Raw genomic sequence first — 13,738 nt, forward strand, 5'->3', positions numbered from 1 at the left:
GTTGTGTTTTTCAGAAACTGCTCTGAGCACATCCACGATATCCCATGCCTGGTTCTTGTCGACGGGTGGAAATTCGATCTTCGCGCGCCTGCCCGAAGCGTCATGATTGCCGCTGCGATCAAACTTGCCTGAAAGCAGCCCGCCTGCCAGTGGACTCCAGCACAGAAGTCCGCTGTGGCTGTCCTTGATTGCCGGCAGGAGTTCATGCTCAATGTCGCGGCAGGCCAGCGAATAAAAAGACTGTACGCTGACAAATTTCTCAAGCTTATGTTCAGCCGAGACACCCAGGGCTTTGGCAAGCTGCCAGCCCGCATAATTCGAACAGCCGATATACCTGACCTTACCCTGTCGCACCATATCATCCAGTGTCCGTAAAACCTCTTCAGGCGGCGTTGCAGCATCAAAGTTGTGAACCTGATATAAGTCAATGTGATCGGTTTTAAGCCGCCGCAGGCTGGCTTCAAGCGCCTGCATCAAGTGATAGCGCGACTGGCCTGCATCATTTGGGCCCGCATTCATTCTGCTGTGCGCTTTTGTTGCAAGGAAAACCTGACCGCGGCGCTGCGCCAGCACTTCGCCCAGCACGCTTTCAGAGCCCCCCGAACCATAGACATCGGCGGTATCAATAAAATTGATGCCGGCGTCCAGCGCCTCACCAACGATAATATCCGCCTCTTTGCCCGTCAGACGGCCGATGGCATTACCGGCGGCATTATCCGCCCCGCCAAATGTCATCGTCCCGAGACAAATGCGTGAAACATAAACCCCTGTTTTACCCAGTTCTGCGTATTTCATTTGGTTTTCTCCGTTAAGCTCCAAATGATAATGACGCAGATAAAAGCTTTCTTTTATTATAGAAATCCCTTTTTTATTATTCATTCGTCCAGGATGTTATGGATCCGCTGTCTGATATTCTTTCACTCCTGAAGGTAGAGGCCATTCTTACGGCCCGTATGGAAGCACGTGGCCCCTGGGCAATGCGGTTTCCCTCTTATAAACACATTAAGTTCGGCACTGTGCTTGAGGGGAACTTCTGGCTCTGGATGGTCGGAATGCAGCCTCTGCTGCTTGAAAAAGGGGACTTCTATCTTCTGACCTCGGGTGACGCTTACTGCTGTGGCTCAAGTCCGGCATTGATGGTGAGTGACGGACGGCAGATATTCTCTTCTCACCGTGAAGCGGATGGCGTGGTCCGCTACGGCCAGGGAGAACTTATCAGTGAGGGGATTGGGGGAAGATTCGTATTTGAGGAGGCTTCCAGCCCGCTGCTTTTAAAACATCTGCCTCCGGTTCTGGTTTCACGACGAGAGGAAAGTTCTTCTCCTGCACTCACCGCCCTTATCACTTTGCTTTCGCATGAAACATCAGCGCTTCGTCCCGGACACGACATTGTGGCCAGTAGCATGGCAATACTTGTTCTGGTGCAGATGCTGAGGGAATACTTAGAGGGTAATCAGAAAGGGACATCCTGGCTGAAAGCGCTCGGTGACAGGAAAATAGGAACCGCACTGTCACTGATACATTCTTCTCCATCTGCAGACTGGACGCTGGCAAGTCTGTCTGCTAAATCAGCCATGTCCCGCAGTGCGTTCGCTAGTCGGTTTCACCAGCTTACCGGTTCAACGCCCGGGAATTATCTGACGTCATGGCGAATGGAGCTGGCATGCGCTGAACTCAGGAAACATCACTTAAGTATTAGTGAGATAGCAAGATTAACCGGATATAAATCTGTTCCCTCTTTTTCGCTGGCATTCAAACGTCATACCGGAAGAACGCCAGGAGGCTACCGCAATCTGCATAAGAACACTTAAGAGGCCACTCTGATAATTGTCTTTTTAATGCGTTTGCAAAATTATCAAAAAGTTATCGCAGCGTGCAAAGATACAACGTCCGCTTCTGGCACAAAGCGGACTGACATGGAGCTGACGTCCGCTGTGAGCGAAAAGCGGACATTGCAGATCAGCGAAAATAGTTTTTAAGATACGTGCGCTGGTCAGTGCTCAAGCAAATCCGTTGTTCATTAGTGTTTACAGACAAAAAAATGAGCCTGCCGGACCGGACAGAGAGACGTTACTCCCGGCCAGGCAATAGATTTCAGAACCACCTGAATGTCATAGCCAGAAAGAGAAACAGCATGTGAGAACGGTCATTCGTATAATGACCCCCCGTCTTTCGGGCGGGTTTTAAACCGACGATGCATCCACAGATATTGCTCAGGAGCACGCAGGATTTCACTTTCGATTATCTTGTTTATATACGTGGCTGCAGCGATTTCATCCCCCTCAGGATAGTCTGATAACACACTGCTGATATACATGTTGTATCCTTTTTTGTCGTTCCGTCGAATCAAGCAAAGAGTGATTAGATCAACACCGGCAAGTTTTGACAGCACATATGTTCCGTTTGTCGTCGCTGCTTTTTTTACCGAAAAAAACGGTGCGAAAACACTTCCTTTAGAACCATAATCCTGATCAGGTGCAAACCATACCGCCTCACCTGCCCTGAGTGCATGAACAAAACCGGATAAATTACGTCGGTTTATCATAGCTTTATTCGACCGCATACGCCCTTTAGTCTGGATCCATTCCATCAGAGCATTATTGTGTGGGCGATACGTAGCCATCATAGGATGACATAACCCCATAGCCCTTCCGCACAATTCAAGAGACATGAAATGAACTCCAACAACCATTACGCCTCGTGTTGTATTGGTCAGGTTTTCTATTCCTTCTACATCAAACCATTTTTTGATTCTGGCATCACTCCAGAACCAGGCCATGCCTGTTTCCATCAGCCCCATCCCGAGAGAAACGAAGTTTTTAGTGACCATCTGGCTTCGGGCAAATGGTGTCATTTCTGGAAAGCAGAGTTCAATATTTCTGACCGCAATACTTTCCCGGCGTTTCATAAAGGGCCTGGATAATTTTCCAAGTCCAGTGCCAAGAATATGTAACACAGGATAAGGAAGCTGAACGATAAGCCAGAGCAAGACCAGGCCAGTCCAGATAAGCCAGTAGCGGGGATAGAGAAATTTCTTGGTGAAGGGTTGCAGCATGGATTCCCTTAAAGCAAATGAAAATTCTACGCATAAGGAAAAAATCATGAAACATTTTATCTTTAGCGTGACATAGTGTTTAGACAACTCTGCAGGAGTAAATTCAGAAAAATAACTGCTTTGAGTTTTAAATATATTTTTTGAATCATTGCATCAGACATTAAAAATCAAATGGTATGACTTATGATACAATACCCTTCCATGAGAAATTTATAATGAAATCAGAAGACACCCTTGACTGGTACCCGGCACAGCTTCCGCCAGTAAAAATTATTCTTGGCGAAGCTGTGCTTGCAGTGGGTAAGCAGGGCCGACCGATCAATACCCGAACCTTACTCGAATACCTTCAGGTCACGCAGGACAAGCAGAAAAGGCGGGATGATAAAGTCGCCATGCAGACCGCGATTGATGTTCTCAGAGATAATCAGCGCATTAACGGCAGACGTTAATGCGCATCTGGTACCATTATCAGTGCTGAATGATCTCCACCGTATGGTTTTTCCCATCATCATGTAGTGGTATTCTGTCATCGGGCAGAAGAATGCCATTAAGCGTAACCCTGTATTCTCCTTCACCGCGTAAGATGCTTATCTGATAATGACTTTCGCCATACTGATATGCCATAGAGAAAGAAGTCCACTCATCCGGGAGCAGGGCATGGACAGTAAAGGCATTGCCAAAGCGTTTTATCCCCAGTAATTCCTCGGTAAGCAGACGCCAGGCCCAGCCGGCGGAACCGGTATACCAGCTCCATCCTGCCCGGCCAGTATGCGGAGCAACGCTGTAAACATCAGCGCTCATGACATAAGGTTCTGCCTTATAAACCGCAACCTCTTTTGTATTCGACGTGTGGTTTATCGGGTTGAGCATCGACCAGAGTTGCCAGGCCCGTTCAGCATTCCCCATTCTGGCAAATGCCATCACTGCCCAGATGGCGCCATGTGTATACTGTCCCCCGTTTTCCCGAACTCCGGGCAGATACCCCTGAATATAACCCGGGTTAGGGCCGTGTCCATCGAAAGGGGGTGCCAAAAGTTTTATCAATCCACCCTCTTTATCAACAAGGTGCTTATCCAGCGCCTGCATGGCCTGAGCGCGCCGTACCCTGCCTGAAGCCCCCGACAGTACAGACCAGCTCTGCGCAATCGCATCAATCCGGCAGTCCTGCGAGGCTTTCGAGCCAAGGGGAGTACCATCGTCAAAATACCCGCGCCGGTACCATTCACCATCCCAGGCATGGGTTTCGAGGTTGTTTTGCAGGAGCAGGGCTTGCGAACGACACATCGAGGCCATATTGTCATCGTGCCTGCTTTCCGCCAGTGCCGAAAACCGGGTCAGGATGTCATACAGGAAGAAGCCCAGCCAGACGCTTTCTCCTTTACCTTCAATACCAACCCGGTTCATCCCGTCATTCCAGTCGCCTGCCCCCATAAGCGGCAGTCCATGCTCTCCAAAATTTAGCCCATGCTCCACAGCTTTTACGCAGTGCAACCAGAGCGTATCTTCAGTGTCACTGATGACAGGCGTGTTATAAACAGACTCCTCACCAGGCTGTAGTGTCCGCCCCTCCAGATAAGGGATGCATATTTCCAGAATATCTTTATCCCCCGTAGTTTCCACATAGTGGCAGACAGCAAGCGGAAGCCACAGGTAGTCGTCAGAACAGCTCGTACGTACACCATTGCCATGAGGTGGGTGCCACCAGTGCTGCACATCTCCCTCAGTAAACTGCCGTGATGCGCAAAGTATTATCTGTTCACGCATACGGTTCGGATCGACATGACTCAGGGCCATCGTATCCTGCAGCTGATCGCGAAAACCAAACGCACCTCCTGACTGATAGTAACCACTGCGGGCCATAAGCCGGCAGGCTACTGTCTGGTATAACAGCCAGCCATTGACAAGCAAGTTCACAGAGGTGTCGGGCGTATTAACCACAATTTTATCTAGCACGTTATGCCAGTGGGTGTGAACCCGGTTCAGCTCCTGGCGGACCGTATCCTCATTCAGGTAACGGACAAGCGTTTCCTGAGCGCTGGCATGATTCTCAGCTGTACCGAGTACAAAAATAAACGTCCTTTGATCCCCGTCAATTAGTGTGACGGCGGACTGTACAGCTCCGCACGGATCGAGGCCAGCTCCCGTTTTACCTGAAAGTCTGTGCAGTTTCATAGCAGAGGGATTTTGCAGGGAAGCATTACGACCAATAAATTCGCGGCGGTCACCCGTTAGAGAATAATGGTTACCGCTTACGGCAAAAAATGCAGTGCGTTCGCCACCATTATCACCGTAAAAGTTGTTAGCCAGCACTGCGCAACACCCATGAATACTGGGCGCATGTGTCACAACATGAAGGGCTGAGCGGGTTCGGGATTCCCCGAGCGTCCACTCCACATAGCCAGTAACGGAAATTTTACGTGTTCGCCCTGAATTATTACTGAGCGTCAGAAGTGCCAGTTTAACAGGTGCCTCTTCGGCGACCAGGACAGTCAGCTCACTGTCGATTCCACTTTCTCTATGCGCAAAGACACTATAGCCAAAACCATGTCGGGTCAGGTAATCACCGCGGCCGCGAACAGGGAGCGCCGTCGGTGACCAGTACTGACCGTTCTCTTCATCGCGCAGGTAAAACGCTTCGCCGCTGCGATCGCTCACCGAATCGTTCTCCCAAGGTGTTAGCCGATATTCATGCGCATTTTCATACCAGGTGTAAGCCTGTCCGGTATCGGAAATGACGGTACCAAAACGAGAATTTGCCAGTACGTTCGACCACGGCGCCGGTGTCATATTATTTTCCCGCAGGACAATCTGATACTCGCGACCGTCCTGAGAAAATCCACCATACCCGTTGAAATGACGTAACAGATGGGTTTCTGGCGTCCAGTCAGTGTGTTGATTACTTCCCGGTTCTCTATACGGAATGATTGCTCTGGTACGGGGTTTTGAGGTCTGTATACGCTGGTTTAGCTGCTCATTAATATCCCCCGCACGGTCATCAAGATAAAGGCAGGCAACGCTCAACAGAAGCTGCTTATCCTCAGCGGAGAGATGCTCACCATTACGGACAAAAAGTCCTCCCGTTTTATCCAACAGACTGGCTTCGGAACCGGCATAAATTAAATCCATAATCTGATTTTGTAAGCCCTGCTGGTAGCCCCCGGGACTGTCATTCATGATAACCAAATCCACTTTCAGCCCTTTCTGTCTCCAGTACCGGTGTGCCTGAATCAGTGTGGTAACAGAGCCGATACCAGCCTCGCTGGTAATACGGAGCAGCACTACAGGCAGATCACCTGAAATTCCCCAGCCCCACAGGCCGGACTGACCGCGTCTGTTACGGCTGATGACCTTGCTTTCGGCACGCAATTCCGGACTGGGGTAAAGCACTGCGCTCGCAAGACGATTAAACAAAGTGGCATCATCTTCACTGGCGTTCATCTGGCGCAGGACAGCCAGACTATGAGACCAGGCCAGCTCAAACATACGATCCGCAATATGGTAATCACGATACTTTTCCAGCAACGCCAGACTTTTCTGGCGGCTTTCGCTGATGCCATAAATGATATCGATCGTGACCGGCTGGCCTGGCAGCAGAATAATGGCATGGCGTATGGCCAGTACCGGATCCAATACAGATCCTGAGGTGTTGCTGAGCTCCCCTCCTTCCTCAATGGCAAGGGCATCTGCAGGGGTTCTGCCACGGCCAAGGAATTTAGCCCTGTCCGTTTCGAACGAGACGGGTTTACGGTTATCGCCACGCAACACCATCATGTGAAACAGACAGGGAATAGGTTCATCCGGCGAGCGAGGGCGACGGTGGCAAAGGATGGCATCCCGATCAGGCTCCAGCTCAGTCTGAATAAACAGGTTGCTGAAAGCCGGGTGCGCCAGATCGCTTGCATCGGGTGCCAGTACTACTTCAGCATAGGTTGTCAGCTCAAGTGTGCGGGGATGACGGCCACGATGAGTCAGTGTGAGTCGCCGAAGTTCAATGTCATCCTCCGGCGAAATCACGATCTGAGTTTTAACACCAAGTCCGCTGAAAGTGCGGCTGAATTCAGCGCCTGCGTCAGTAAATATCACTTCTTCGATTTGTTCTGTAGTGTTTCCCGTGGGTTGCCAGGTATTGCTCCATACGTCGCCAGTCTGCGTATCACGGATAAAACAGAATGCCCCCCAGTTGTCGCGGGTGGTATCACTGCGCCAGCGCGTAAGAGCAATATCATTCCAGCGGCTGTAGCCTCCCCCACCCGCAGTCACCATCAGATGATAATGACCGTTGGAAAGTAGCTGAATATCCGGGGCCAGCGAGTCCACACCATTGAAAATCCGGGGCTCATGGCGAACGGGGCTGATCCTGCCCTCATGAGATTCAAAATGACGGCGGGGACTGTAAAGGTTGATAGCATCCGGTGCTCGCTCCTGTAAAAGCAGGCTCGCAGACCGGAATACCTTACTGGACATAAATCTCTCAGTCATGGGAGCGTCAAGCAGCACGTTAGCCAGTGCCAGAAACGCCATACCCTGGTGATGTGCCATCCATGACTGTACTACCGCATACAATTGCCCGCTTGTGAGACGTGAGGGGGTATAGTCCAGTGCTTCATAAAAACCATATTCGCCACGTGCTCCATTTTTTTCCAGCCTGAACAAATTTCTACAGGCTTCCTGAGGCGAGATCATTAATGCAAGCAGAGTGGCGTAAGGGGCGACAACCATGTCATCGGCAAGACCCCGGCGAAGACCAAGGCCAGGCACGCCAAATGCCTGGTACTGATAATTATGCTGAACATCAAAGGCATGATAGCCGGACTCCGATACGCCCCATGGCACACCGCGTTCTTTTCCCCAGTCAACCTGGCGCATGACTGCAGATCGACTCATCTCATCGAGCAGGCTACCAGGCCAGGAGGGCATTACAAGATTTGGCATCAGGTATTCAAACATAGAACCGCTCCATGACATCAGGGCAGTTTCATTATCAATCGTGGTAAACAGCCGCCCCAGAGCGTACCAGCTTTTAAGCGGCAACTGATTAGTTGCGATGGACAGAAAACTGGTCAGGCGAATTTCAGATGGCAGGAGATCGTAATGACTTTTGTCGGGTGTATTCGTATCACAGTTATAACCGACCCTGAGCAGGCTGGTTGCTTCATTGTACAGAAAGGCGAAATCCATCCGTGAATGGTCATCCAGTCGCTGTTCAAGCTCGGTGATAATATTCAGTCTCATCCGGGCCAGCAGCGTCGTTGATGCAGGGGGGCTTCCTTTACCGTTAAAGGTCGCGTTGGCGAGCCAGCCCAGAGTAGGGAGTGTCTGTTCGTTCCAGGAGGCTGGTAACCAGCGGAGCAGAAACGACCATTCGTGGCAAAACTGTACCAGTTGATGTTCCAGATGTCCTGCCCAGCGCTGCTGGAGTGGAGTTCCCTGGTGACTTTGTGTTACCAGGTTCTTGCAATGGATGCGCATCTTTTTCAGCTCGCTGAAAAACACATGTGCGGGAAGCGACTCGGCGATCAGGCAGTGTTTTCGTAACAACGGAAGACTCAAGGGTGGACTCTGGCTCCACTGTTTATCGAGAATATCCAGTGTATCGTTCAGCCCGGCAAGTATCTGTTGGGTATTTAAAACAGGCTGATGACGCATGGCGGACAGTCCTTCACGCAGCGTCAACAAGTGACCCGCCATGTTACCGCTATCAACGCTCGAAATATAACGTGGGCTGAGAGGGGCCAGCGTCAGGGTGTCATACCAGTTGTAAAGATGGCCACGGTAGTGTTCCAGTTTATCCAGCGTATCGAGCGTGAGCGACACGCGCCGAAGCACCTCTCCCCCGGACAGATAACCAAAGTCCCAGGCCGTGAGGTTAGCCATCAGGGAAAGGCCGATATTGGTAGGCGAAGTGCGGTGAGCAGTAGTCGGTTGCGGTTTTTCCTGGTAATTGTCAGGTGGAAGCCAGTTCTCTTTCTCAGTGGCAAAAGTCTCAAAAAACGCCCAGATTTCACGACTCGTCTGGCGCAACAGTTTTTTTTGTTTTTCATTTGGTGAAAATACCTTATGTACTGGCTGTCGGCTCAGCCAGTACATCAACAGCGGGGCCAGGCACCATAAAAGGGTGATCAGGAAAGCAACCGGCAGCAGCTGAGGTGAAAATTTTGCGGTCAGAAGTGTGAGTGCAAGGGCACATATAACATTCAGCCACATTGCCTGATAAAAACGAGCAACAGAGGCTCTGCCCTGATTGTTATCTGGGTTGTGGCTAACCCACTGGCTCAGGTTGCGTTTGCTGATGCTCAGACGCCACAAGGTCACAACAATTGCTTTTAAAGAATATCCGGCTTCATGCGGTAATATCGCCAAATTGAGCCCTGTCCCTGAAAGACGTCTGAATGCCCCTGCCCCTACCAGTAAAAAATGCTTTTTAAAGTGGCGACGAAGCGGTTTATGCAGAAGGTCATGCATGATGGCGAGCATGGCAGGCAGCAGCCAGATAAGCGATAGTGTACCAAGCCAGTAAAACGGATTGGGTGCCCAAAGCATGGCGAAAAATAGCAATAACAGTAAAGAAGGAGTAACCAGGCTGCGACGCAAATTATCGACAAGTTTCCAGTAAGAAAGTGCGGACAACGGGTTTTTATCATGGCTTCCATTTGCTTTTCTGACGCGTGGCCTCAGCCAGTTAAGCAGTTGCCAGTCTCCCCGTATCCAGCGTGAGCGACGTGCGACATCTGAAAGATAATTATTGGGGTACTGCTCGTAAAGCAAGATTTCACTCAATAGTCCAGAGCGTGCATAGCATCCTTCCAGTAAATCATGACTGAGAACCAGATTTTCAGGACAGGCGTTAATGGTGGCCTGAACAAAGATATCGACATCATAAATACCCTTGCCCACGAACGATCCCTCTCCAAAGAGATCCTGATAAATATCTGAAGACATCATCGAATAGGGATTACTGCCAGGTACGCTGCTGCGCATCGCGGCATAACGCCCCTGCCCGTTACGAGGTATCTCTTCCGCGAGGCCGGGTTGCAAAATGCCGAAACCTCTGACAACCCTCTGGAGAACCGGATCGTACTCTGGCTTATTGAGCGGATGTGCCATTGTGGCAACCAGTTTGTGCGCGGTATCGCGCGGCAATACCGTATCACTGTCCAGTGTGATGACGTATTTAATATGGCCTGGTAAAAGATGGGCTGGCATGCCTGCGGCACTGATGAACTGTGTCCCGGGACGGCGCAGCCACCTGTTAAGCAATGCCAGTTTTCCCCGTTTGCGTTCATATCCCATCCATTTTCCCTCAACCGGATTCCATTCAGGCTGTCGGTGTAGCAGATAAAATCTTGGGCGGCTGGAAGGATAACGCCTGTTAAGCGCCGCCGTATCGTCTATGGCCTGCCTGAGAAGAGCATTACTTTCAGGTGTTGGTTCATTTGCTGAATCAGCGAAATCGGTCAGCAAAGCAAAACGAAGGTATTCGTTTTGATTTCCCAGCCAGCAGACTTCAAGGCTTGTGAGGAGCGTAGTGATACTTTCCTGACTCGTCAGCATGCATGGCATCACGATCATGGTTGCACTGTCAGCCGGAATACCGGATGAAAAGTCCATTGCTGGTAATGGGCGAGGAAGGCGAAAACGGGTGGTTGCATCACTCAACAAATCACTCATTAACTGGGTCAGCGCGATAATCAGAGGTAATATTATGGCGATCAATAGCCAGTCTGCGCCCTGCAGGTACGTTGCGTGTAAAATTTCCGCTGCCGTTGCGGTAGTTAACAATGCCAAGCTTCCAAGCCATGACAGCAGGGTGATTCTGTTAAAACTGTGCCGAATACGTATGAGCTTCGAGGTCTCAGCCAACAGATGAAGTTCCAGTTGCTGCCGGCCTTCGCCTGCCAGAAAAAAGCCAACGTGATGCTCCAGTGTTTCCGGCGCTGTTTCCGCTGAAAGCGCAAGCACAATGGTAGCGACCTCAGGCTCACTGAAGTCGCTGTGTCTCGCAAGAATTTCAATAATATGGCGATAATGGTCCCTGGTATCGAAATGCATCCCGGGATAGATACGGGCAGGATCATTGCGCAGTACCTGTTCGACGACGCTTATCGTTTCCGCAAAATCGGCCCAGTCCGTTTCGCTCAGTAACCGCAGCCCTGCGATGCTGTTACTGATGGACAATTGGCTGGCAGCAAGTTGTTGACTAAAGCTTTGTATGAGCGACTCACTTGTTATCCCCTGTTCTGCAAGGCACTGGTCAACCCAGGTCAGAGGTAAGGACAGCACGTTTCCATGTCCCTGCAGGCGCCGCACAAGTTCTGCAACGAATGCACTGGTCATCGGTGGCCGGGAGCGCGCCATATCGGCAATTACCGTAATCAAATCAGCAGGCTTATTTTCGGCACATTCGAAAATTTTAGTAATCCATGTACCTGCAAGGTTACGTTCACGCTGAGCCTTTATCACATCCATGCTGATACGCCGAACATTTTCGATCAAAGCAAGTCGCAGCATCCCCGGCAATGCCCAGACCTCGCCTAATGTCAACGGGGTCACCTGCTGATAGGCCGTGAGATAACTGGTCAGGCTGGCTACGTCCCAGCGCCCATCACCGTGAGCAATGGCCTCTGAGGCAATATTATAAACTCGTGGGCAACTGAAGGGTGACATCAGCGAGGGAAGGCCTTTACCAAAACTTTTCGGCAAATGCTGGCGGACAGTACGGATTTGCTCTTCAATCAGGTAGTAATTGTCAAGCAGCCATTCCCCTGCAGGCATGACGCTCGTTTTTATCCCGGCATTAAGCTCGTAGCAGTTTTGTGTGATGACAGCTTCGTTGTCCGCGAGTCGTTTCAGAAGATAATATGGAAGTTTATCGGGCGATAATTTATGTGTGTGTGCCAGTATCTTTCCATAGCGTTCCATCTGAGCGTTCGAAAAAAGCTCTGATCGCTGACTGGATTCATCGTCAGCATAGTTCGCCGGAAAGGTAACGTATCCGGCGACCTGTACCGGAAACTGGGAGCGGTTAAACCACGTCCGGGGGTTCATTTTCATAGAGTTGCTCTGATGCGACGTTAGCGCGCAGGAGCAGTTGCGAAATCAGTTCAGAAACGTTCTCTCAGGATGGGCGTGAGGCATCAGGGATTCAACAGCTGCGGGAATATGATTTAAGTCCGCGAACACCGGGCTAATGGTCGAATGAGTGCAAGGATTAAGGCGACGAGACAAACAGCGCCTTGCATCCCGGGCACAGCATTGCTTGCTTACGGCGAACTTTCGCGAGAGATTGAGATGACCGGAAGCCACAGACGGGGCAGATGACAGGGGTCATCGATGCACCACTGATGAATTTCATTGCGTAATCAATAATAGACATTCTGATTAACCTTTCAATGAAGGAGCTTCAGCTTATCATGCCTGATTAAAAATTGAACGCTTAATTTGTATTCATCAGTTTTAATCTACAAAAGGGAGAAAACAAGGGGAGCTACTTTTAGACGACATTTATGGGGAAAAAGGGTGAATGAAACCAATCAGACCCTCTAATTGTATGATATTCATGCTAAGTAAATATTCGCTGCAACAGGACCACTAAGGCAATTGATACGACAAAACTCAATACGGAGCCCGGGAATGAGCTGATTTGTTTCGCCGCAACTAACAGCAGAAACATGAAGCAAAACATCTTTTCGGCCATCTGATGGGATGATGAAACCTTTACCACTAAGAATGTCAAAACTTTTGACAATTCCAGTCATTTTACGCGACAAATTAATTCCTTTTTTAAATTCGCAACAACCATACGCTGAAAAAAACCTTAAATCCACCTTTAATTCATTCCTGCAAGCATTTCTATGTTATAAAAATAGAAATTGCTAATTATTACGCGCCATGTGTTAATGACCTCCATCGAGACGAAGTATCAAACATAACAGCGGGCAGCAAACATTATTTAGGACAACTGCTGGTATCTTTTGATAATCCTGAGGTTAGTGGTACTCGTTTACTATCAACTTTATATCATTTACGAGGAGTCAGTATGTCATCACGAAGTAAAGGCCTGGTAAAGTGGTTTAACGAAAAAAAAGGCTTTGGTTTCATTTCTCCTCTCGATGGCGGGAAGGATGTACCCGTACATTTTTCTGCTCTTCTTGGTGATAACTTTAAGACACTTTTTGAAGGACAAAAAGTTGAATTCGCTATCCAGCGCGGAGAAAAAGGGCTGACTGCCGCCAGTGTAACGCTTTGCGATAAATAAATATTCCCGAGTCGGCGACAGCGACTAAAATTTACTGCTGAGAAGACAGAGTAACAAAATCATTCTGTGGAACACGATAATATTCAGCATATCTTGTCAGCGTATGTTTTGATTACAGCCTTACACAAATTTTTCATTTTTTGACTCAGGTCTGATGACTCTCATGGTGGCAATACCTCCACTTTCACTTTATACAAGCTGATAACCGAAATGCATATTACGCCAACCGGAGTTTTATCGCCCTACACCGTACTATGCGAATCTCATCACCCCTCAGTAACATCTTCCCGAAAATGTTCATCGCCAGACATAACAGCGTTGCCCTTATGTGCTTGACCTGCTCCCCGTTGATTAATACACACCGATGTTAGTAATGTCTTCACAAGCCACATGAGGACATCCCCATGAAGAAGCGTTTTTCCGACGAA

The 13,738-nt window shown here is 49.5% G+C and carries 8 protein-coding genes; 3 read left to right on the forward strand and 5 right to left on the reverse strand.

Annotation, left to right across the window (positions count from 1 at the left end; genetic code table 11):
• Positions 1–879, reverse strand: an 879-nt coding sequence (locus tag ABIC80_RS24250) for an aldo/keto reductase (protein WP_429178851.1), incomplete at its 3' end; no start/stop codon positions are given.
• A 14-nt stretch (positions 880–893) separates the two neighbouring features.
• Here ABIC80_RS24250 and ABIC80_RS24255 point away from each other — a divergent pair.
• Positions 894–1,811: an AraC family transcriptional regulator gene (locus tag ABIC80_RS24255; protein ID WP_013199736.1), complete on the forward strand. Its 918-nt coding sequence runs from the start codon at positions 894–896 to the stop codon at positions 1,809–1,811.
• Positions 1,812–2,146: 335 nt separating this feature from the next.
• Here ABIC80_RS24255 and lpxP read toward each other — a convergent pair whose 3' ends face one another.
• Complete coding sequence (gene lpxP, locus ABIC80_RS24260) at positions 2,147–3,055, reverse strand: kdo(2)-lipid IV(A) palmitoleoyltransferase (protein WP_042717741.1); 909 nt, start codon at positions 3,053–3,055, stop codon at positions 2,147–2,149.
• 215 nt (positions 3,056–3,270) lie between these two features.
• Between lpxP and ABIC80_RS24265 the strand changes: the two genes are divergently transcribed.
• The gene (locus ABIC80_RS24265) at positions 3,271–3,504 is read left to right on the forward strand and encodes a hypothetical protein (protein ID WP_054804618.1); all 234 of its coding nucleotides are present in this window, start codon (positions 3,271–3,273) and stop codon (positions 3,502–3,504) included.
• 19 nt (positions 3,505–3,523) lie between these two features.
• On the opposite strand, the gene ABIC80_RS24270 is transcribed toward ABIC80_RS24265, so the two are convergent.
• The 3 genes from ABIC80_RS24270 to cspF form a co-directional block, all read right to left on the reverse strand.
• Positions 3,524–12,106, reverse strand: a complete 8,583-nt coding sequence (locus ABIC80_RS24270; protein WP_429178853.1) for a GH36-type glycosyl hydrolase domain-containing protein — start codon at positions 12,104–12,106, stop codon at positions 3,524–3,526.
• 157 nt (positions 12,107–12,263) lie between these two features.
• Positions 12,264–12,428, reverse strand: a complete 165-nt coding sequence (locus ABIC80_RS24275) for a YnfU family zinc-binding protein (protein ID WP_222837286.1) — start codon at positions 12,426–12,428, stop codon at positions 12,264–12,266.
• A 181-nt stretch (positions 12,429–12,609) separates the two neighbouring features.
• Entirely contained in the window at positions 12,610–12,822 is a 213-nt protein-coding gene (gene cspF / locus ABIC80_RS24280; RefSeq protein WP_429178854.1) for a cold shock-like protein CspF, read from the reverse strand.
• Positions 12,823–13,091: 269 nt separating this feature from the next.
• On the opposite strand from cspF, the gene ABIC80_RS24285 reads away from it, so the two are divergent.
• Complete coding sequence (locus ABIC80_RS24285) at positions 13,092–13,310, forward strand: cold shock domain-containing protein (protein ID WP_242389633.1); 219 nt, start codon at positions 13,092–13,094, stop codon at positions 13,308–13,310.
• Positions 13,311–13,738 lie beyond the last annotated feature (428 nt).

Source organism: Kosakonia sp. 1610, from assembly GCF_050435845.1.
In the GTDB taxonomy this organism is placed as follows: domain Bacteria; phylum Pseudomonadota; class Gammaproteobacteria; order Enterobacterales; family Enterobacteriaceae; genus Kosakonia; species Kosakonia cowanii.